The following is a 19,969-nucleotide window of genomic DNA, read 5'->3' as shown; positions in this document are numbered from 1 at the left end:
TCGCCCGCCACCTGAAGGCGGCCGGGACGCCGGGCCGTCAGCGTCCCAGGTAGCGGCGGCCCGGTATCTGTTCGAAGATCAGGTTGGTGCGGGTCTGGGCCACCGCCGGGTGTGTGGTGAGGTGGTCCACGACGAAGTCGCGCAGTTCCTCGGGCCCGGCGACGCCCACGTGCAGCAGGTAGTCGTCCGATCCGGCCATGTGGAAGACGGCCAGCACGCCGGGCAGGTCGGGGGCGGTGCTGCGGAAGCTCTCGTTCTGCTCGCGGGTGTGGGCGCGCAGCCGTACCGAGATCATCGCCTGGAGCGGCAGCCCGATCGCGGCCGGGTCGAGCTCGGCCCGGAAGCCGCGGATGATGCCGCGCTCCTGGAGCGCCCGGACGCGGGCCAGGCAGGTGGAGGGGGCGATGCCGACGGCGGCCGCGAGGGCGTTGTTCGGGAGGCGGGCGTTGTCGGCCAGGGCGCGGACGATCGCCCGGTCCACGTCGTCGAGCGGCGCCCGGCGGGCCTGCGGATTGTTCGGCATGCCCGCCAGGATCGCAGTCCGTTCCGCAGATTCGCAAACCTGATCGGGCCTGGGCCGAATGTTCTTCGGAGGGTCTTCCACGGAGCGCCCGAAAGTTCCATCCTTACCGACGGTCCTCACCGACGACCGTCGTCGACGTAGACGCACGCCCGTCGCCCCACCGCACCCCGGAGCGCCCCCATGAGCCCGACCGCCTTCCCCTCGGCCGAGACCGCGCCCGCGACCGCCGTCGATCCCGGTCCGGAGCTGGACGGCGGCGACTTCACCCTCCCCGAGGGCGGCCTGGACGACGACCGGCGGCTGCGCGCGCTCGACGCCGTGGACGAGTACCTGACCCGCAAGCGCAAGCACCTGGTCGGCTACCAGGCCACCCAGGACATGCAGGGCACCGCGCTGGACCTCGCCCGGTTCATGCCGAACAACATCAACAACCTCGGCGACCCCTTCCAGAGCGGCGGCTACAAGCCCAACACCAAGGTCGTCGAGCGGGCCGTGCTCGACTACTACGCGAAGCTCTGGCACGCCGAGCGCCCGCACGACCCGGCCGACCCGGAGTCCTACTGGGGCTACATGCTGTCCATGGGCTCGACCGAGGGCAACATGTACGCCCTCTGGAACGCCCGGGACTACCTGAGCGGCAAGGCGCTGATCCAGCCGCCGGCCGCCCCCTTCGACGCGGTGCGCTACGTCAAGGCCGACCCCGACCGGCGGAACCCCAACGCCCACCACCCGGTGGCCTTCTACTCCGAGGACACCCACTACTCCTTCGCCAAGGCCGTCGCCGTCCTCGGCGTGGAGACCTTCCACGCCGTCGGGCTGGAGAAGTACGCCGACGAGTGCCCGCTGGTCGACCCGGTGACCGGCCTCAACACCTGGCCCACCGAGGTGCCCTCCCGCCCGGGCCCGTCCGGCCTGTCCTGGGACGGGCCCGGTGAGATAGACGTCGACGCCCTCGCCGTACTCGTCGAGTTCTTCGCCGCCAAGGGCCACCCGGTCTTCGTCAACCTCAACCTCGGCAGCACCTTCAAGGGCGCCCACGACGACGTCCGCGCGGTCTGCGAGCGGCTGCTGCCGATCTTCGAGCGGCACGGGCTGGTGCAGCGCGAGGTGGTCTACGGCAGCTGCCCGCAGACCGGCCGGCCGCTGGTGGACGTGCGCCGCGGCTTCTGGATCCACGTGGACGGCGCGCTCGGCGCGGGCTACGCGCCGTTCCTGCGGCTGGCCGCCCAGGACCCCGAGCAGTACGGCTGGACGCCGGAGGTGGAGCTGCCCGAGTTCGACTTCGGCCTGCGGCTGCCCACCGCCGGGCACGGCGAGGTCGACATGGTCTCCTCGATCGCGATGAGCGGCCACAAGTGGGCCGGCGCGCCGTGGCCGTGCGGCATCTACATGACCAAGGTGAAGTACCAGATCTCGCCGCCGTCCCAGCCGGACTACATCGGCGCCCCGGACACCACCTTCGCGGGCTCCCGCAACGGCTTCTCCCCGCTGATCCTCTGGGACCACCTGTCCCGGTACTCCTACCGGGACCAGGTGCACCGGATCCGCGAGGCCCAGGAGCTCGCCGCCTACCTGGAGCGGCGGCTGACCGCCATGGAGCACGAACTCGGCGTCGAGCTCTGGCCGGCCCGCACCCCGGGCGCCGTCACCGTGCGGTTCCGCAAGCCGAGCCCGGAGCTGGTGGCCAAGTGGTCGCTGTCCTCCCAGGACGTGCTGGTGGTCCCGGGCGACGAGACCACCCGGCGCAGCTACGTGCACGTCTTCGTGATGCCCTCGGTCGACCGGGCCAAGCTTGACGCGCTGCTCGCCGAACTCGCCGAGGACCCGGCGATTCTGGGCGCACCGTAGTCCGCAACGCGTCCGTGGCTCCCCGTCAGAGGTTGGTCAGCTGGTCGCCTTCGGCGTCCTGGAGCACGTGGTCGACGCAGACCGCGAGGATGACCAGGATCAGGGCGTCCTGCTGGCTCATCACGTCCACGGCGTAGGCGTCGCGGATGGTGAACCAGCGACGGGAGACGTGCGCCAGGGTGGTGCCCTCGTGGCGTATGTCGAACTCGCGGTCCCACAGGTTGCCGTTGATGCTCAGCCTGCGGCCGTCGCCGAGGCGGACCTTGAAGCGGTCGCCGAAGAGCTTGAACAGCTTCTTGCTGACCTTCGCGGTGGGCTGCCCCTCCTGCTTGATCAGCAGGGTGTGGTGGAAGGTGAAGGCCTTGCGGACGATGCTCGCGACGTGCTCGCCGCGGGTGTCGACCAGGGCGAAGGTGCGGCGCAACCGGAAGAACCTCCGGTTCACGCGGTAGAGCTTCTCCCGCTGCTCGGTCTCGATCCAGGCCTCCTCGTGGAAGGCGAACATGCGGTCGCGGACCAGGTAACGCACAGTGGTTCCCCCGTGGTGGATCCGCCGGCCCCCGTGGCGCGGCGCGGCCCAGAGCGTAGCGGCTGGTCAGCGAGGGGAGGGGCAGGGGGTCGGGCTTTTACCGGACCGCGACGTTCCGCCCCTTGCGCGTGCTCGCCGCCGTCGGCCTCGACCAGGTCTTCACCCTGCGCTCCGGCAGCGCCGACGCCGGACGGGCCCCGGAGGAGCCGCCCGGCGACCGGTGGCACTGCCCGTCGCGTGCCGCCGGCCCTGCCGCAGGCACTTCGAACCGCAGGCACTTCGAACCGCAGGTACTTCGAACCGCAGGCACTTCGAACCCGTGCTCATCCGGCGGACGCACCGGAGGGAAGCGGGAGTCCCGGTTGCCCCCGGGCGATGACGGCGGAGCGCCGTGCCGCCCTGTCCGGGAGGCGCGCCCGGCGTTCACGTCCGCGCAGCGGTCGCGTCCGGGGAATGTGACCGGTCTGACAGACATGTCGCGGCCCGGACGGGTTACCGGCTGGGGGTGGAGATTGCTGGCGTGGACGTGGTCGCGCGCGGAGCGAGTGTGCGCGGGCCCAGGGGAGCGGTGTTCGAGAACCTCGACCTGCGCGTGGATCCTGGCGGGCTGCTGGTGGTCCACGGGCCGGGCGGCTCGGGCCGGACGACGGTGCTGCTCGCGCTCGCGGGGCGGATGCGGCTGGACGGCGGGGCGGTTCAGGTGGGCGGTGCCGTCCTGCCCCGGAACGGCCGTCGCGTGAGAGAGCTGGTGGCCGTGGCTCGTGCGGAGCCCGCCGTCGGGCTGGACCCGGACCTGCGGGTGCGGGAGTTGGTGGCCGAGCGCCGCTGGCTGAGCCGCCGGCTGAGCGCGGCGCAGGTCGCCGAGGCGTTCGCGGTCCTGGGCATCGAGGTGGACCACCGGACGCCGGTGCGCGACCTGCCCCCGGTGGAGGCGTTGGGCGTGGCCGTCGCGCTCGCCCTGGCCACGCGTCCCGCCGTGGTCGTCGCGGACGACGTGGACCGCGGGTGCCCGGCGGAGGACCGCACGCGGGTGTGGCGGCTCCTGGGCCGCGCCTGCCGGGTGGGCTGCACCGTCCTGGCGGGTGCCGTCGACCCTCCCGCATCCGCTGTCGGCCTCGACCCGGCGCCCGTGCTGGTGGGCCTGCCCCGAGGGAGCAGCCTGCCCGGGGGACGGCCCCCGGAGGAGCCGGACGCCCCGGCGGAACGCGCGCGGCTGGCATGCGAACGGCGGGGCCCGGGCGACGGGCCGGACGGCACGTCCCACGCGGGGGAGGGCGGCGCATGACTGCGATCAGGCTCGCGGTGCTGGAGCTGTGCGGCTTCCGGGGCCCGCTGAGGCGGTTCGTCCCCCTCGTGCTGTGTCTGGTTCCGCTGCTGTACGGCGCCATGTACCTGTGGGCGAACTGGGATCCCTACGGGAAGACGGGGCACATACCCGTGGCGGTGGTCAACGAGGACCACCCGGCCGAGACCCGGCAGGGGCAGCGGGTGGACGCGGGCGCCCAGGTCGTGACGGAGCTCAAGGCCTCTCGGGAGTTCGACTGGGCGTTCGTCGACGACGCGACGGCCCGCACCGGCCTGGAGCACGGGCGTTACTCGTTCACGATCCGGATCCCCGCCGACTTCAGCGCCCGTCTCGCCACCGGCCCCGACGCACAGCCGGAACAGGCCCGGATCCACATCCAGCTCAACGACGCGAACAACTACATCGCGGGCGTCATGACCGAGGTCGTCCAGGCGAAGCTGCAGGAACAGGTCAATTCCGCGGCACACCAGGCCTACGTCCGCGGCGTCTACGGGCAGCTCGCGGACATCGGCGGAAGGCTGAACACGGCGGCGCAGGCAGCGCAGGGGCTCGTGAACGCCACCACCGTCGCCCAACAGGGGAGTTCCGCGGCGGCGGGCGCGAGTGCGACGCTGCAGTCCGGCTCCACCCAGCTCGCCGACGGCGCCCGGAAGCTCAGCCAGGCCACGGCCCAGGTGCACGCCGCGGCCGCCGCCCTCACCGAGGCCGCGCCGCAGCTGAGCACGGCAACCGACGCCGTGGTCGGCGCAGCCACCCTCGTCTCCGAGGGCGTGGACGCCGTCCACACCGCGACGTCGACGGTGAAGCAGGGGACCGCCAAGGCGGTGGCCGATCTTGACCGCCTGTCCGAGGCGCACCCGGGACTGGGCTACGACCCCTTGTTCCAGCGCGTGAAGCAGGACATGGCGGCAGCCGACACCGCCGCCGGCCAGATCGACGGTCACGCCGCGACCGCCGGCGGCAACGCCCACACGGCGCTCCAGCAGGCCGTCGGACTCCAGAAGGCAGCCGCAGCCGCCCAGCAGTCGGCCCAGAACGCGCAGACACCCCTGGCCCTGGTCGACTCCGGCGCCCAGAGCATCGCCGCCGGAACCGCGACGGTGTCCACGGGTCTGTCCGCGCTCCAGCAGGGCTCCGGAGCGCTGAAGACCGCCGCCGATCAGGCCCACACCGGTGCCACGACGCTGGCGACCCTGATCGACGACGGCAGGAAGCAGGTCCCAGTCCTGGGCGCCGACCAACTGGAGCACGCCTCGCAGGTGTTGGGGACACCCGTCGACATCGACCGGTCGAACCTTCATCCCGCCGGCGCCTACGGCCGCGGGCTGGCCCCGTTCTTCTTCGGCATCGCCCTGTGGGTGTTCGGCCTCTTCGCCTACCTCTTCCTGCGACCGGTCAACACCAGGGCGCTGGCCGCCCGCACCCGCGCCTCGACCCTTGCCGTGGCGGGCTGGCTGCCGGCCGCGGCCCTGGGCGTACTCGGAGCCCTGATCCTCTTCGGCGTCGTGAGCACCGCCCTCGGGCTGCACGCAGCGGCCCCTTGGAAGACCGTCCTGCTCCTCGCGGTCGGCGCCGCCGCCTTCGTCGCCGTCGACCACTGCCTGCGCACGGCGTTCGGCACGGTGGGCGACGTCCTGTCCCTGATCCTGCTCATCCTGCAGCTCACCGCCTCCGGTGGGCTGTACCCGATGCAGACCACCCCGGCGCCGTTCCAGGCGGTCCACCCCTTCCTGCCGATGACCTACCTGGTCGACGGGCTCCGCGTGACGATCAGCGGTGGCCTGGCCTCCCACCTCACCCGGGACATCGCCGTCCTGGCGGGCGTCGGGGTCCTGTTCCTGGCCCTCACCTCGCTGGCCCTGCGCCGTCGGCGCGTGTGGACGGTCGCCCGCCTCCACCCCGACCTGGACCTGTGACGTGGCGGGCACGACCGGCCCGTGCCCGCCCCGGCCCCCGCCCGCCCCCGGGACGTCCCGTGCCTGTTGCGGGACGGCCGGGAGCGAGGACCGGCCGCCGAGGCCGGGGCGTGGCCGGTGGTGGTGGCCTCGGCGCGGGTTGCACTCGCCGGCCACCGGCCACCGGCCCGGCCCGCGGACGATCAGCCGACGTCGATGCCGGTCACCACCGGAGTGCCGACGCTCACCGCCCCCTCCTCGTACCCGGCGGCGGCGAAAGCCCGCCGGGCCAGGCCCAGCGCCGCTTCACCGGCGGCGTTGCGGTCGGGGGCGTCCACCTCCAGGCGCAGCACGAAGGTTCCCTCCGGCTCGTCCAGGGTCAGGACGTCGAGATCGGGTACCTGTGCGCCGGCCTCCTCCGGGTCCGCACCGTGCACAACGGCCAGCAGGGTGCGGCGTGCCGCCTCCTCCACCGGTCGTCGGACTGTCCCTGGAACGGTGATCACGTAGCTGCCCATGCCCTACGTGTCACCGGCGCGCGGCGTCGGAAACCTCGGTGACGACGACCGGGCCGCCCGCACCGCCTGCCCGCGCCCGGCTAGGCGATGCCCTGCCCGTCGATGTCGGCCCCCCACTCGTCCTCGCCCGTGGCGCCCACGCAGTACCCGCCGCCCTGGACGGTGCCGCCGTTCTCCTGGCACTGCTCGGCGGTGACGTCGTGGGGGAGGGCCAGGGCCGGGGCGTAGCCCGCGAGGACGAGGACGCCGGTGGTGGCGAACGGGACGGCCAGGCGGGCCAGTGATGAAGTGATCATGTGCCTTACGACAGCACGCGCCCGCGGTGGCGGCGAGCCGGACGCGCCCGTTCGCAGGTCACGCCCCGTCAGCGCGGGTCGGCGGCCTCCGGGGGCCAGGTGTCGGGGGCGAGGACGCCGAGCGCGTAGGCGCGGGCGACCAGGGCGGTTCGGTTGGGGAGGTGCCAGCGGCGGGAGAGCCGGGCGAGGTGGTAGTTGACGCCGTCCGTACTGAGACCGACCTCCTTGGCGATCCGGGCGGTTGTGTTGCCCCGGGCGGCCGCGGCGAGGATGCGCGCCTCGATCGGACTGACCTCGGCGCCCGGGCCGGGCTGCCGGGGGACGGGCGGGGCGGCGGGCTCGGCGAGGGTGCGCAGCGAGATCAGCAGGTTCGGGGTCTCCTCCGGGGAGTCGCTGATCAGCTCGACCGTCATCTCGCCCTGCCGTTCCCGGCCGTCGGCGGACGTCCAGGAGACCCTGGCCGGGTACTGCGAGCGGCGGTGGAGGCGGACGGCCTCGGTGAGCGCCTGGAGGGTGGCGCGGTCCCGGAGGGTGAAGAACTCCAGGATCCGCTGGTGGCGCAACTGGCCGGGCAACAGGCCGAACTCGGCGGCCATCGCGCGGTTGACGATCAGGATCCGGCCGCCGTACTCGCACACCGCGATGGGCAGTGGCACGTGGTCCATGAGCCGCAGGGCGCGGTTGCGCCAGATCACCGCCGGGTCCTGCCTGGTCACCGGCGCGGGGCGGCGGCCCTCGATCGGTCGCATGCGTGGTCTCCTCCTGTCGTACCGGGCCGCAACTGATGGGGCGTAGGCAAGTCTCCGGACGGTGCGAGTACTACACAATCATGTAGTGATCACTGTTGGGCGGCGGCCGCGGGGGCTCAGAGTGGAGGAACCGAGAAGTTTTCCGCCGTGGGAGGGACCCACCGATGACCGACACCACGACCGAGGCCGGTACCAGGACCGGGACCGGCACCGGGACCACTGACGGGGCCGCCACCGAGGGCCCGGCCGTCCCCCTGGTGGACATCTCCGCGCTGCCGCCGGTCAGCGTCCCCGTGCTGCGGAGCATGGAGCTGGCCAGAGCGCACGGGCCGGCCTTCGTCCAGCGCCTGCACGGCCGGGAGGTGCTGGTGGTGAGCAGCCTGGAACTGGTCGAGGAACTGGCCGACGAGGAACGCTTCACCAAGGCGATCGGCCCGGCGCTGGAGAACGTCCGCGAGTTCACCGGGGACGGCCTGTTCACCGCCTACAACGACGAGCCGAACTGGGCCAGGGCGCACGACATCCTGATGCCCGCCTTCGCGCTCGGCTCGATGCGCACCTACCACCCGGTGATGCTGAAGGTGGCCCGCAGGGTGATCGAGTCCTGGGACCGCCGCTCGGCCGCCGGCCTGACGGTGGACGTGCCCGGCGACATGACCCGGATGACCCTGGACACCATCGGCCTGGCCGGGTTCGGCTTCGACTTCGGTTCCTTCGAGCGGGACGAGCCGCACCCCTTCGTCGAGGCGATGGTGCGCTGCCTGGACTGGGCGATGACCAGGCTGACCCGCGACCCGGCGCTCGACCACGCCGAGCGCGACGCCGCCTTCCGCCGGGACGCCGACTACCTGGCCGGCGTGGTGGACGAGGTGATCGCCGCCCGGGTGGAGAGCGGCGCCGGGGACGGCCCGGCCGAGGACCTGCTCGGCCTGATGCTCGGCGCGGTCCACCCCGCCGACGGCACCCGGCTGGACATCGAGAACATCCGCAACCAGGTGATCACCTTCCTGATCGCCGGCCACGAGACCACCTCGGGCGCGCTCTCCTTCGCGCTGCACTACCTCGCCAAGCACCCGTCCGAACTCCGGCGGGTCCAGGAGGAGGTGGACGCGCTCTGGGGCGACCAGGCCGACCCGGAGCCCTCGTACGAGGACGTCGGCCGGCTGCGCCACACCCGCCAGGTGCTCAACGAGGCGCTGCGGCTGTGGCCGACGGCGCCCCAGTTCAGCCGGGAGGCGCGGGCGGAGACCCTGCTCGGCGGGCGGATCCCGGTCCGTCCCGGGATGCCGATCTTCGTGCTGACCACGATGCTGCACCGCGACCCGGCCTGGGGCGACAACCCGGAGCTGTTCGACTCCTCCCGGTTCGATCCCGAGCGCGAGGCGGCCCGCTCGCCGCACGCCTTCAAGCCCTTCGGCACCGGCGAACGCGCCTGCATCGGGCGGCAGTTCGCGCTGCACGAGGCGACCATGCTGCTGGGCATGCTGGTCCACCGCTACCGGCTGATCGACCACGCCGACTACCAGTTGAACCTCAAGCAGACGCTCACCATCAAGCCCGACGGCTTCACCCTCGCCCTCGCCCCGCGTACCCCGGCGCCGCCGGTCCGGCACGCCCGGTCCGTCCAGCCGGTCGTGCCGCGGCAGGCCACGGGCGCCGCCGAGCGCCCCGAGCGCCCCGGTCGGGTCCGCCAGGGCACCGGCCTGCTGCTCCTGCACGGCTCCAACTACGGTGCCTGCCGCGACTTCAGCCGCCAACTCGCCGACGTCGCCGCCGAACTCGGCTGCGACACCGAGACCGCCCCGCTGGACGCGTACGCCGACGGCCTGCCCACCGACCGTCCAGTGGTGATCACCGCCGCCTCGTACAACGGCCAACCGACCGACGACGCGGCCGAGTTCGTCCGCGGCCTGGCCGAGGCCCCGGACGGCGCGGCCGACGGGGTCCGGTACGCGGTGCTCGGCATCGGCGACCGCACCTACGCCGCCACCTACCAGCGCATCCCCACCCTGATCGACGACCGGCTCGCCGCCCTCGGCGGCACCCGGCTGCTCACCCGTGCCGAGGCCGACGCCTCCGGCGATCTGGCCGGCACGGTAAGGGAGTTCACCGAGGCGCTGGCCGACCTCCTGCTGGCGCGCCACGGCGACGCCGAGGCAGCCGCGGCCCCGAGGGAGGAGGCCGCGTACACCGTCACCGAGCTGACCGGCGGCCCGCTGCACGCGCTCGCCGCCCGGCACGGCATGAGCGAGCTGACCGTCACCGCCGTCGGCTGCCTGACCCGTCCCGACTACCACCGGGTGAAGCGGCTCGTCCGGCTCGCACTGCCGGCCGGGGCCGAGTACCGGACCGCCGACCACCTGACCGTCCTCCCGGCCAACGACCCGGTCCTGGTCGAGCGCGCGGCCAAGCTGCTCGGCGCGGACCTCGACACGGTGCTGAGCATCGTCGCCCACCGGCGCACCGGGCTCGCCGTCGACCGCCCGCTGACCGTCCGGGAACTGCTCACCCACCACGTCGAGTTGCAGGACCGGCCCGCCGCCGAGCAGCGCGCCGCGCTGGCCGCGCTCAACCCCTGCCCGCCCGAGAGGGCCGCGCTGCTGGCGCTGCCCGCGGACGACCCGCGCACCCTGCTCGACCTGGTCGAGGACTTCCCGGCCCTGCGGGAGGCGCTCGGCTGGCCGGTGCTGCTGGAACTGCTGCCGCCGATCCGGCCCCGCCACTACTCGATCTCCTCCTCGCCCGCGGGCGCCGCGCCCGCGGCCGGCGGCGTACGGGAGGTCGACCTGATGGTCTCGGTACTCAGCGCCCCGGCGCGCTCGGGCCGGGGCACCTTCCGGGGCACCGGCTCCGGCTACCTCGACCGGGTGGGCGTCGGCGACACCGTGCTGGCCCGGGTCCAGCCCTGCCGGGAGGCGTTCCGGATCGGGCACCGCACCCCGGTGATCATGATCGCGGCCGGGACCGGACTGGCGCCCTTCCGCGGCGCCGTCGCCGACCGCCGGGCGCTGCTCGCCGGGGGCGCGGACCTCGCCCCGGCGCTGCTGTACTTCGGCTGCGACGCCCCGGAGGCGGACTACCTGCACCGGGCCGAGCTGGAGGAGGCCGAGCGGGTGGGCGCGGTCTCGATGCGGCCCGTCTTCAGCGAGCGGCCCGAGGACGGCCGGCGGTTCGTCCAGGACCGCATCGCGGCCGAGGCCTCGGAGGTCTGGGCACTGCTGGAGGCCGGAGCCGAGGTGTACGTGTGCGGCGACGGCGCGCGGATGGCGCCCGGGGTGCGGGAGGCCTTCCGGTCGCTCTACCGGGAGCGCACGCCGGGGGCCGACGAGCAGCGGGCGCAGGAGTGGCTGCAGGGCCTGGTTGAGGCGGGGCGCTACGTCGAGGACGTGTACGCGGGCTGAGGGCCCATCCGCTGGAGAACGTCCGCCTGCCCGCTGCCTCGCCCGAGGCAGCGGGCAGGCGGGCAGCTCCTTCGCGCTGGTCCTGCTGCGGGTGCGGGTGACGGGTGGTCACACCGCAGCCGGGGCGGACGGGCCCTTCGACGGCGGTGCGGGTGCGCTGCTCCGGGGGCCGGCGGCCCTCGACGGCGGAGCCTACGGCCGGGCGCAGACCTGGATGACGGCGTGGCGGCCGCTGACGCGCCACGGCGCGCCGGTGCCGTCGAGCCGGGCGACGGTGGCGGCGTCCAGGCCGACGATCACGTCCGACTTCAGCGTCCGCAGGGCGGCGACGCCCGACGGGAAGTGCCCCGCCGCCTCGGCGAAGGGGGTGGTCGCGAGCCAGAGCCGGTCGCCGACCAGGCGGCGGTAGTTGAGGTCGCCCTTGAGGATCGTCAGCGCCGCCCCGGCGAGTTCGGCCCTGAGGTCGGCGGGCAGGTCGTGGTACGGGAGCGGCGCGCAGAAGAACGGATGGGTGCGGATCACGAGCGTGCCGCGGTTCAGCGCCTGCCACAGCCGGTCGCCGACGGCCCCGGCCGCCGGTGACGGCGCGGTGCGCAGCCGCTCGACCGAGGCGAGGACGTCGGCCGTCGTCGCGTCCGACACGTAGTACGGCTGGGGCTTCACGTACAGGGCCACCTGGGCGGCCCGGCCGTCGGTCAGCAGGTGGTCGATCAGCACGAGGTCCGGCAGCAGCTCCCGCCCGGCGTTGTCCGCGACGAGGCAGACCAGCCCGCCGCCGGTCCGCTCCAGTTCGGAGCGGAGCAGCTCGCCGTCGTCGGCGAGCAGGTCGGAGGAGGCGGGGCCGCCGGGCCCGGCGGTGAGCTGGAAGCCGAGGTCCGCCCGGTTGCCCCACAGCGCGGACGACAGCAGCGCGTTCGCGCGTCGGGTCTTCGGCAGGGCGTCGAGCCCGTCGAGGGCCGCCAGCTCCTCGTCCACGGCGGGGCCGGCCAGTTCGGCGTTCTTGAACGGCGCGAACGGGTCGATGCCCTGCCAGGCACCGGGTCGGAAGTACCCGGTGGCGTCGAGCAGCCGGCGGTAGAAGTAGCTCTCCGCCCACAGGAACGGCGCCTCGCCCCAGGGCCTGCCCCACACGGACCCGCCCCACTCCCGCCACCGGGCGGCGTCCGGGGTGTCGTCGTCCGGCGGCTCCAGCAGGCCGGTGGTGCTCTCCACCAGAAGCCGCTCGACCGCCGCCCGCTCGGCCGGGCCGTACGGCAGGGCGCCGAGGACCCGCCGGATCAGCTCGGGGTGGCGCTCGTGGAACACGGCCCAGGGGAAGGAGCCGGGGACGTCACTGCGGATCACGGGTGCGTTCGGCACGGTGGGGCCTCTCGGCGGAGCTGCTGGCTGGGCCGGGGGCTCGGTTCCCGTCGGCTCCAGCCGAGACTAGACGATCACCGGTGGGACGGAGCGAGGGGGAGAAAGTGTTATCCGCCCGCCGGTCCGGCGGTCTCCTGGGCATGGGAACGAACGCGCAAGGCCGTGGCAGAGGGTGCGCGGCCGGCACGCGGGGTTCGAGATGGGGCGCTCCGCGCGGGGACGGCAGTCTCCGGCCCGCGTTCGTTTCCCACGGCGCCCGGCCGGATCGTCCCGTCCGTCCGGCGTCGCCCGGCGGTCTGCACGCATTCCCCCACGGCGGCGGACCGTCGGGCACCGTTCGTCAGCCGCGCCGGAGCCGCCAGATCTGCTCCTCGCCGGTCTCCGCCGGAGCGACCGCCTCGGCGGGGCGGCGCCGGTACTCGGTGAAGCCGAGCCGGGCCGGGACGGCGGCGCTGGCGAGGTTGGCCGGGTCGTGCACGATCTCCACGAAGTCCACGCCGGGGAGGCGGAAGGCCTGCTCGGCCAGCGCCCGGGCCGTCCGGGTGGCGATGCCGCGGCCGGTGGCGGCGGGATGAAGCCAGTAGCCGATCTCCCGGCCGTTCGCCTCGGTGTCCTCGCGCCGGAACAGCCCGCAGGCGCCGACGATCGCGCCGTCCAGCAGGATCGCGTACGTGAAGTCCCTCCCGCTCTCCCACAGCTCCGGCCGCTCCGCCAGGAACGCGGTGGTCTTGGCCCCGCTGTGCTCGGCGACCCACGGCATCCAGGGCCGCAGGTGCTCCAGCGACTCCTCGATGACCCGGAAGAACTCGGGGAAGTCCGCTTCGCCGCGGAAACGGCGCAGCGTCACCTCACCCAGGGCGATTTCCTGCTCTGCCAGCTCCATCCAGGGAGGATGTCCGCTACCCCGCCGTCGGCGCAACGGGATAACGGCGCCTCCGCGCCAGCTGGAGGAGGGCGCCGAGGCCGGCCGTCGCGGCGGTGACGGCGAGGAGGGAGACGTCGGCGAGGCCGACCAACGCGAGGTCGAAGCGGGGGTTCTCGGCCTCCGAGGTGAACGCCGGGTCCACCAGGCCGCCCGGGTCCTCGGTGACGCTGACGCGCTCGCCCGCCGCGTCACCGCTGCCGCAGGCAACGGACCGGGTGCGCCCCGGGGCGTCGTCGTAGCGCACCGCGCAGCTGTAGCTGGTGCCCTTGCCGTGGATCACCGTGACGTCGGTGACGGTCCCGGGGTGGGCGGTGCCGCGCACGGACAGCACCGCGGCCTGGACGGTGTTCATGCTCATCATCGGGACGGCGATCACCGGGGCGATCGCCAGGAGCAGTGCCACGGTCTGCAGCGCCTTGGTCTGGCAGAGGCACATCAGGGCGTAGATCAGGCCGATCACCCCGGTCACGGCCAGGGCCAGCGCGGGGACGAAGAACCACGCGCCGAACGCCCCGAGCGCCCCGCCCAGCGGGAGCAGCACGGCGGCGGCCGGGATCCACAGGGCCGTCAGCAGCGGACGTCGCGGCCACGGCGTGCCGTTCTTCCCGGTCTTCCCGTTCTTGCCCGGCCCGGACTCGCCGGTTCGCCCGGCCCGGCCGCGTCGCCGCCCCGGCCGGGACGTCTCGTCGTGCGTCATGGCGGGAGATCCTGCCAGGTCGACCCGGGGCCGGGCGGCGGCGGGGGCGGCCCCTTTACCGGGCCGGGCGGCGGCCAGGCCGTCGGGGTGCAGGGTCGCGCGCAGCACGTTGACGGGCGGCCGGGTCGACTGCGGCGGCAGATCCGTGGGGAACAGGCCCATCGCGCGGTTGGCAGCCAGCACCTCCCAGCGGACGGCGGCGCTGATCGACCTCCGCCGCCAGTTCGTCGCCCACCTCGGTGCCCGTCACCCTCCGGCTGCGCCGCGCCCCCGAAGTGCACCACCAGCGCGCCCGCGTCGAGTGGGAGTTGCTGACCGGCGAGGCCGGGGACACTTCCTTCGCGACCGGCACGGACATCGTCCAGCTGGACGAGGACGGCCGGATCAGCGCCGTCACCGTCTTCCTGGACCGCGCCCCCGAGGGCTTCGACGCCGCCGCGCACCAGTAGGTTCCGGCCTGCGGGGCAGCGCATCCACGACAGGTCCAACGGCTGGGCGGTCACGGTTCGTTCCCGCTGGGAATGTGACGCTTCGCCCAGCCCGTTGACCTGTCGCAGACCCGCTGACCGGCCCATACTCCGGAACCTCACGAACCACGAGGCGGAGGAGCGCAATGAGCACAGCAGCAGCGGCAGGAGCACCGGCAGCGGGAACCTGGAAGCTCGGGGACCTGGAGGTGAACCGCATCGGGTACGGGGCGATGCGGCTGACCGGCAACGGCATGATGGGCAACTCCGACGGCGCGCCGATCGACCGCGACGCCGCGGTGCGGTTGTTGCACAGCGCCTTCGAGCAGGGGGTCGACCACGTCGACACGGCCTCGTTCTACTTCTCGCCGATGCGATCCGCGAACGAGCTGATCAACCGGGCCCTGGCGTCCTGGAGCGGCGACGTGGTCGTGGTGACCAAGGTCGGTCCGGGGCGCGACCCCTCCGGAGAGTGGCTCACCACGGCCCGTCCCGACCAGCTGCGCGGCCAGGTCGAGGAGAACCTGCGACAGCTCGGCCGGGACCACCTCGACGTGGTGAACCTGCGCCGCAACGGTCCCGGGACGGCCTCGATCGCCGAGCACTTCGGCGCCCTCGCCGAGCTGCGCGAAGCGGGCCTGATCCGGCACCTCGGGCTCTCCAATGTCAGGCCGGAGCACGTGGCGCAGGCGCAGGCGATCGCGCCCGTGGTCTGCGTGCAGAACTCCTACGGCCTGGACTGGCGCCGCGCCGACGAGACCGGACTGGTGGACCTGTGCCGGGAGCAGGGCATCGCCTTCGTCCCGTACTTCGCCATCGCCGGTCTGCGGCGCGAGGCGGCCTCCGTCCGGGAGCGGGACGCGAGGGTCCACACGGTCGCCCGTGCCCACGGTGCGACACCCGCCCAGGTACGGCTGGCCTGGACCCTGCACCGCGGGCCGCACGTGCTGGCCATCCCCGGCACCACCGACCCCGGCCACCTCGCCGAGAACATCGCCGCCGGTGCCCTCCGTCTCACCGAGGAGGAACTGGCCCTCCTCGGCGAGCAGGCGTGAGCTCGGGGCGGGCACGGATGGAGAGGAACGGCGGCAGCCCGGCCTGCTGGGGCTGCTGGGCGGCCACCTGCGGGGTGGGGGCACGGCCCCGGCGCCGACCTCGTCGAGGGACACCTCCGTAGCGCTACGCCCTCGGCGACGGCCCCGCCGTCGCCCTCGAACTGCGCACTCCACCAACGTCAGCTGGTCCGCCGCGCTGCTGCTCCCGTTGCTGCGCCCGTGACGGCTTTGGCGACCGACCGCCTGACCAGGCATGATCGGGGCATGGTCGAACGAGTCATTGCAGCGTGTGACGGAGCAGCCAAGGGCAACCCGGGTCCGGCGGCCTGGGCCTACGTGGTGGCGGACGGCGCCGGGGTGCCCCAGCGCTGGGAGGCGGGGCCGCTCGGGCACAGCACCAACAACATCGGCGAGCTGACGGCACTTCAGCAGCTGCTGTCCGCCACCGACCCGACCGTCCCGCTGGAGGTGCGGCTCGACAGCACCTACACCCGTGACTCGGTCACCAAGTGGCTCAAGGGCTGGAAGCGCAACGGCTGGAAGACCGCCGCGGGCAAGCCGGTGGCCAACCGCGAGTTGATCCAGCGGATCGACGAACTCCTGGAGGGCCGGGACGTCACCTTCGTGTACGTACCCGCCCACCAGGTGGACGGCGACCCGCTGAACGCCATCGCCGACAAGGCCGCCAGCGACGCCGCCCGCACCCAGCGGGCCGCCGCGGGGACGGCTGCCGACCTGCCGGTGCCCGACCCGGCCGCGGCCGCGAAGGCGCCGAAGCCCCCCAAGGCGCGCAGCACCGGTTCCGCCGCCACCGGCACCGCCAAGCGCGGCGGCGGCTCGCGCACCCTGAACGCCCGCTTCCCCGGTACCTGTCCGTGCAGCCGCTCGTACGCCAAGGGCGAGGAGATCACCAAGGTGGGCAGCAGCTGGGGCCACCCGGAGTGCGCCGCCGCCCGCGCCTGAGCCCCGGCACGTCCACGCCCGAGCCCCTGAACGCAGCCGCCCGGGCACCCGCACTCGGGCGGCGGCCCGCTCGAACGCGACCGGCCGACCGCGGGGGGCGGTCGGCCGGTCGGTGGGCGAGGACGTCAGGAGGGGCTCACTTCTCCTGCGCCATCGACTTGATGTCCTCGAAGCCCATGCCGAGCTTGTTGAGGGCACGGGCCTGGTCCTCCGGCACGCCGAGCGCGGTCAGCTCCTTGAGCTGGGCGTCGGTCAGCGGGGGCGCGTCGGTGCTGAACGGTGGGACGGCGCCCGGCCCGGCGCCGTCGCCGAGGTCGGAGTCCGCGCCGCCGGCGGCCACCATGAAGAAGGTCTTCATGAGGTCCTCGGCGGTCATCCTGTTCGGGACGGGGGACGGGGCCTCGACCTTGGGCGCGTCCTGGTTGAAGGTCAGCTTCACCGGGAACTCGACGCCCGGCTCGACCTTCTTCGCCAGCTGCGCCAGGTCGAAGGTGGCCGAGGAGAGCGAGCCGTCCTTGAGGTAGAGGTCGGCGCCGACCTGGCGGTCGGGGACGCCGGTGGGGGCCTCGGTCGGGAACTTCTTGAACTGCTGGGGGAACCTGGTGGAGAGCGGCTTGAGGGCCTTGTACAGCTCGTCCACGGCCTGGCGGGCCGGGGCGCTCATCCAGATGTGCTCGGTGCCGTCCTTCTTGCCCTTGTCCTCGAAGGTGACCGTGCGGTTGAAGACGTCCTTCAGCGAGTTGAAGAGTTCCTGGCCGGCCTGCGGGTCGACCGAGGGCACCGCCTCCGGCTTGCCGCCCTTGGCGCCGTCGGCCTTCTTGGCCGCGTCGGCGAGCTCCTGGAGGTCGAAGGACGTCCAGTTGCCGCTCAGCAGGCTCTTGGCGGGGGCCATGTCGGACGGGAGGCCCTCGGTGAGGTCGTCGACCTCGGACGCGTCCTGACCGGTGAGCTTCAGGACGCTCTTCAGGTCGATCTGCAGGTACCCCTTGGCCTCGACCTGGCGGTACTCCAGGAGCGGGGTGCCCTTCTTGTCGGCGATGCGGTAGGAGACCCGCACCGACTTGTCGAGGGTGACGTCCTTCTGGTCCTTGGCGGCCGCGTTCCTGAACGCGTCGACGTCCTTGAGCGGCTTGTCGGCGGAGACCGCCACGGATATGGAGAGGCCGGACAGCGCCTTCGCGCTCTTCTCGTCGGCGGCCTCGTCGCCGGTGGCCTTGCTGAAGGCGACGATCTGCTCGGGGGTGGCGTCCACGGAGAGCGTGAAGCCGGCCGACTTGCCGTCACCGATCTTGCCGAAGGCCTTGGACACCTTCTGGCCGGCCGAGATCTGCTCGGCGGTGCCGCAGGCGGTGAGGCCGGCTGCGAGGACGGAAGCGGTGACCGCGACGGGCAGCGCACCGCGCGCGGCCTTGCGGATGGCGGTGTTGATGGTGCATCTCCTGCGTGACAGGGCCTGAACGAACGGCGTCAGGCCGACCCTCCCCTGCGGCGAATTGCGCCGCAGCGCATACACATGTGAGCACGGTATCAGCAAGGGCGCACACGATTTTTTGACCCCGGCTTTAACGCATCTGTCCGAGCCGATGACCCTTTGGCCGGATTTCGCCCCCGTCCGGCCCGCCGGACCACCCCTTGGACGGGCCGGAGTTGGCCCGCCGCACGAAGTGGCGCCGGAACAGGAAGAACAGCACCGCCACCGGCGCGGTGGACACCAGCGCCGCCGCCAGCGTGAGCGGGTACTGCGTCCCCGAGCCGAGGCCGCCGGAGACGAAGTGCGCGAGGCCGGTGGTCAGGGTGTCGTGCTCGCCGGACCGGGTGGATACGCTTCGGCCTGCGCACCCTGGACGCCGCCACCGCCGGCTTCAACCCGTTGTGGTACCACACCGGTTCGGTCTGGCCGCACGACACCGCCGTCGCCGCGCACGGCCTGGCCCGCGCCGGACTGCACGGCGCCGCCGCGCCGTTGGCCGCCGGGCCGGTGCGCGGCGCCGCCGCGCCGTTGGCCGCCGGGCCGGTGCGCGGCGCCGCCTTCGACCACCGGCTGCCCGAACTCTTCGGCGGCCATCCGCGCGCCCGGTACGCCAGCCCCGTCCCGTACCCGGCCTCCTGCCGACCCCGGGCCTGGGCGGCCGCGTCCTCCGTCCTGGTCCTCCAGTCGCTGCTCGGGCTGGCGGCGGACGCCCCCAACCGCCGCCTGCGGGTGCGCGACCGGGTCCCGGCCGGGTACGAGTCGCTGCGGATCGACGGGCTGACGGTGGCCGGGCTGCCGATCGAGGTGGAGACCGACCACACCGGGGCCGTCCGGCTGCGGGCACCGGAGGGCTTCACGGTCACCACCGTCCGCTGGCCCGCGGACGGGGGGCGGCGCTCGGCGACCGCCGCCCAAGCCGTTCCCGGGCGGTCCGTGTGCGGACTCGGCCCCGCCGGGCCGCGGCCCGGCGGGGCGCCCGGACCGGCGGGGACGGGGGTGTTCGAAGCGTCATCACCACCTGCTAACCTCAGCCGATTTCCCGCCGCACCGAGTCGGCGGACAAGACGGGGTAAGAGGTACAGAAGACATGGCATTCCTCCGGGCCAAGCAGAAGGCCCAGGTCATCGAGAAGCTCTCGCAGGTGGCGCCTCCCGGCGAGACCTTCATCGCCTGCGTGCACGCGGAGAGCGGGCCCAGCCCGTGGCTCGCCGCGGCGCTCGGTGAGATTCCGCTCGTCGGCCTGATCATCGTGCTGACCCGCAGGTACTACTTCCTGACGCTCACCAACAGTCACGTCGTGATCAACTCGGCGAACCGCTGGAACAACCGCCCCGGCGAGGTGGTCGCGGCGTTCCCCCGGCACGCCTTCCCGGTCAACCGGGTCAAGCGGGCGAGCATCTGGAGCTCGATGTACATCCAGATGCCGGGCAACAGCAGCCCGACGCGCCTGAACATCCACCGCATCTGGCGCGCCGAGATGGACCAGCTGAGCGCCGCCTTCCCGCCCGGGTCGATCGACCCGAGCTCGCAGCCGTTCGACACCCCGCAGGGCCAGGGCTACCCGATGCCGGGCCAGCCGATGCCCGGTCAGCCCGTGCCGGGCCAGCCCGGCATCCCGCCGCAGCAGGGCTACGGCGCGCCGCAGGGCCAGCCGTACCCGCCGCAGCAGCCGTACCCGGCGCCCCACGCTGCCCCGCAGGGCCAGCCGTACCCGGCACCGCAGGCCTACCCGCCGGCCCAGCCCTACCCGCCGCAGCCGCACGCCCAGGTGCCGCCGCAGGGCCAGCCGTACCCGCCACAGGTCCCGAACGTGCCCTACCCGGGCCAGCCGGGCCAGCAGGGCTACCCCGGCCAGCGCTGACCGCGCCGTGCGGCCCCCGAGCCCCCCCACGCGGGCCCGGGGCGCCCCCGGTTGCGGTGCCCCCCCGGGATAGTGCCGCGGGCGGCCCTGGCAGCGCCGCGCGCGG

General features: G+C 73.6%; 18 protein-coding genes. 8 read left to right on the top strand and 10 right to left on the bottom strand.

The features are described from left to right. Positions 1–37: 37 nt before the first annotated feature. Positions 38–523: an Lrp/AsnC family transcriptional regulator gene (locus ACFV1W_RS30080; RefSeq protein ID WP_380420410.1), complete on the bottom strand. Its 486-nt coding sequence runs from the start codon at positions 521–523 to the stop codon at positions 38–40. 180 nt (positions 524–703) lie between these two features. Between ACFV1W_RS30080 and ACFV1W_RS30075 the strand changes: the two genes are divergently transcribed. Then, positions 704–2,371: a histidine decarboxylase gene (locus ACFV1W_RS30075; RefSeq protein WP_380420409.1), complete on the top strand. Its 1,668-nt coding sequence runs from the start codon at positions 704–706 to the stop codon at positions 2,369–2,371. A 25-nt stretch (positions 2,372–2,396) separates the two neighbouring features. Here ACFV1W_RS30075 and ACFV1W_RS30070 read toward each other — a convergent pair whose 3' ends face one another. Beyond that, a complete protein-coding gene (locus ACFV1W_RS30070; protein WP_380420408.1) occupies positions 2,397–2,900 on the bottom strand; it encodes an LURP-one-related/scramblase family protein in 504 nt (167 codons plus the stop codon). Between the two features lie 505 nt (positions 2,901–3,405). Here ACFV1W_RS30070 and ACFV1W_RS30065 point away from each other — a divergent pair. Further along, the gene (locus ACFV1W_RS30065; protein ID WP_380420407.1) at positions 3,406–4,185 is read left to right on the top strand and encodes an ATP-binding cassette domain-containing protein; all 780 of its coding nucleotides are present in this window, start codon (positions 3,406–3,408) and stop codon (positions 4,183–4,185) included. Beyond that, on the top strand, positions 4,182–6,122 hold the full coding sequence (locus ACFV1W_RS30060; protein WP_380420406.1) for a YhgE/Pip domain-containing protein: 1,941 nt from the start codon (positions 4,182–4,184) through the stop codon (positions 6,120–6,122). Before ACFV1W_RS30065 ends, ACFV1W_RS30060 begins: the two co-directional genes overlap by 4 nt. Before the next feature lie 182 nt (positions 6,123–6,304). Here the strand turns inward: ACFV1W_RS30060 and ACFV1W_RS30055 are convergent, their stop codons facing one another. The 3 genes from ACFV1W_RS30055 to ACFV1W_RS30045 all read right to left on the bottom strand — a co-directional run bounded on the left by ACFV1W_RS30055 (position 6,305) and on the right by ACFV1W_RS30045 (position 7,664). Continuing rightward, positions 6,305–6,619 (bottom strand): hypothetical protein, encoded by a 315-nt coding sequence (locus ACFV1W_RS30055; protein WP_380420405.1) that lies wholly within the window; start codon positions 6,617–6,619, stop codon positions 6,305–6,307. Between the two features lie 80 nt (positions 6,620–6,699). Next, positions 6,700–6,915, bottom strand: coding sequence for a hypothetical protein (locus ACFV1W_RS30050; protein WP_380420404.1), 216 nt, complete (start codon positions 6,913–6,915; stop codon positions 6,700–6,702). A 68-nt stretch (positions 6,916–6,983) separates the two neighbouring features. Further along, positions 6,984–7,664 carry a LuxR C-terminal-related transcriptional regulator gene (locus ACFV1W_RS30045; protein ID WP_380420403.1) on the bottom strand — a complete coding sequence of 227 codons (681 nt, stop codon included), beginning with the start codon at positions 7,662–7,664 and terminating at the stop codon, positions 6,984–6,986. 164 nt (positions 7,665–7,828) lie between these two features. Here ACFV1W_RS30045 and ACFV1W_RS30040 point away from each other — a divergent pair, with 164 nt between their 5' ends. Further along, complete coding sequence (locus tag ACFV1W_RS30040; protein ID WP_380420402.1) at positions 7,829–11,065, top strand: cytochrome P450; 3,237 nt, start codon at positions 7,829–7,831, stop codon at positions 11,063–11,065. Between the two features lie 192 nt (positions 11,066–11,257). On the opposite strand, the gene ACFV1W_RS30035 is transcribed toward ACFV1W_RS30040, so the two are convergent. From ACFV1W_RS30035 to ACFV1W_RS30025, 3 genes are all read right to left on the bottom strand, one after another. Further along, on the bottom strand, positions 11,258–12,424 hold the full coding sequence (locus ACFV1W_RS30035) for a damage-control phosphatase ARMT1 family protein (RefSeq protein WP_380420401.1): 1,167 nt from the start codon (positions 12,422–12,424) through the stop codon (positions 11,258–11,260). Between the two features lie 340 nt (positions 12,425–12,764). Then, positions 12,765–13,307 (bottom strand): GNAT family N-acetyltransferase, encoded by a 543-nt coding sequence (locus ACFV1W_RS30030; RefSeq protein ID WP_380420400.1) that lies wholly within the window; start codon positions 13,305–13,307, stop codon positions 12,765–12,767. Positions 13,308–13,323: 16 nt separating this feature from the next. After that, positions 13,324–14,229, bottom strand: coding sequence for a hypothetical protein (locus tag ACFV1W_RS30025; protein WP_380420399.1), 906 nt, complete (start codon positions 14,227–14,229; stop codon positions 13,324–13,326). Positions 14,230–14,285: 56 nt separating this feature from the next. On the opposite strand from ACFV1W_RS30025, the gene ACFV1W_RS30020 reads away from it, so the two are divergent. The 3 genes from ACFV1W_RS30020 to ACFV1W_RS30010 all read left to right on the top strand — a co-directional run bounded on the left by ACFV1W_RS30020 (position 14,286) and on the right by ACFV1W_RS30010 (position 16,531). Continuing rightward, positions 14,286–14,495: a hypothetical protein gene (locus tag ACFV1W_RS30020; RefSeq protein WP_380420398.1), complete on the top strand. Its 210-nt coding sequence runs from the start codon at positions 14,286–14,288 to the stop codon at positions 14,493–14,495. Between the two features lie 164 nt (positions 14,496–14,659). Continuing rightward, a complete protein-coding gene (locus tag ACFV1W_RS30015; RefSeq protein WP_380420397.1) occupies positions 14,660–15,568 on the top strand; it encodes an aldo/keto reductase in 909 nt (302 codons plus the stop codon). 264 nt (positions 15,569–15,832) lie between these two features. After that, a complete protein-coding gene (locus tag ACFV1W_RS30010) occupies positions 15,833–16,531 on the top strand; it encodes a ribonuclease H (protein WP_380420396.1) in 699 nt (232 codons plus the stop codon). Positions 16,532–16,667: 136 nt separating this feature from the next. Here the strand turns inward: ACFV1W_RS30010 and ACFV1W_RS30005 are convergent, their stop codons facing one another. Together ACFV1W_RS30005 and ACFV1W_RS30000 are read right to left on the bottom strand one after the other, a co-directional pair. Then, positions 16,668–18,044, bottom strand: a complete 1,377-nt coding sequence (locus ACFV1W_RS30005) for a hypothetical protein (RefSeq protein WP_380420395.1) — start codon at positions 18,042–18,044, stop codon at positions 16,668–16,670. A 276-nt stretch (positions 18,045–18,320) separates the two neighbouring features. Next, positions 18,321–18,596, bottom strand: coding sequence for a hypothetical protein (locus ACFV1W_RS30000; protein ID WP_380420394.1), 276 nt, complete (start codon positions 18,594–18,596; stop codon positions 18,321–18,323). A 493-nt stretch (positions 18,597–19,089) separates the two neighbouring features. Here ACFV1W_RS30000 and ACFV1W_RS29995 point away from each other — a divergent pair, with 493 nt between their 5' ends. Next, on the top strand, positions 19,090–19,863 hold the full coding sequence (locus tag ACFV1W_RS29995) for a hypothetical protein (protein WP_380420393.1): 774 nt from the start codon (positions 19,090–19,092) through the stop codon (positions 19,861–19,863). The last annotated feature ends 106 nt before the right edge of the window (positions 19,864–19,969 follow it).

Origin of the sequence: Kitasatospora sp. NPDC059648 (assembly GCF_042734825.1) — a bacterium.
Taxonomy (GTDB): Bacteria; Actinomycetota; Actinomycetes; order Streptomycetales; family Streptomycetaceae; genus Kitasatospora.
This window is presented reverse-complemented; position numbering and strand designations above follow the sequence as displayed.

Coding starts and splice junctions, on each gene's coding strand:
- ACFV1W_RS30010 (WP_380420396.1), top strand. CDS start 15,833: ATGGTCGAACGAGTCATTGCAGCGTGTGACGGAGCAGCCAAGGGCAAC.
- ACFV1W_RS30000 (WP_380420394.1), bottom strand. CDS start 18,596: ATGGCCGCCGAAGAGTTCGGGCAGCCGGTGGTCGAAGGCGGCGCCGCG.
- ACFV1W_RS30060 (WP_380420406.1), top strand. CDS start 4,182: ATGACTGCGATCAGGCTCGCGGTGCTGGAGCTGTGCGGCTTCCGGGGC.
- ACFV1W_RS30015 (WP_380420397.1), top strand. CDS start 14,660: ATGAGCACAGCAGCAGCGGCAGGAGCACCGGCAGCGGGAACCTGGAAG.
- ACFV1W_RS30030 (WP_380420400.1), bottom strand. CDS start 13,307: ATGGAGCTGGCAGAGCAGGAAATCGCCCTGGGTGAGGTGACGCTGCGC.
- ACFV1W_RS29995 (WP_380420393.1), top strand. CDS start 19,090: ATGGCATTCCTCCGGGCCAAGCAGAAGGCCCAGGTCATCGAGAAGCTC.
- ACFV1W_RS30055 (WP_380420405.1), bottom strand. CDS start 6,619: ATGGGCAGCTACGTGATCACCGTTCCAGGGACAGTCCGACGACCGGTG.
- ACFV1W_RS30050 (WP_380420404.1), bottom strand. CDS start 6,915: ATGATCACTTCATCACTGGCCCGCCTGGCCGTCCCGTTCGCCACCACC.
- ACFV1W_RS30080 (WP_380420410.1), bottom strand. CDS start 523: ATGCCGAACAATCCGCAGGCCCGCCGGGCGCCGCTCGACGACGTGGAC.
- ACFV1W_RS30075 (WP_380420409.1), top strand. CDS start 704: ATGAGCCCGACCGCCTTCCCCTCGGCCGAGACCGCGCCCGCGACCGCC.
- ACFV1W_RS30040 (WP_380420402.1), top strand. CDS start 7,829: ATGACCGACACCACGACCGAGGCCGGTACCAGGACCGGGACCGGCACC.
- ACFV1W_RS30045 (WP_380420403.1), bottom strand. CDS start 7,664: ATGCGACCGATCGAGGGCCGCCGCCCCGCGCCGGTGACCAGGCAGGAC.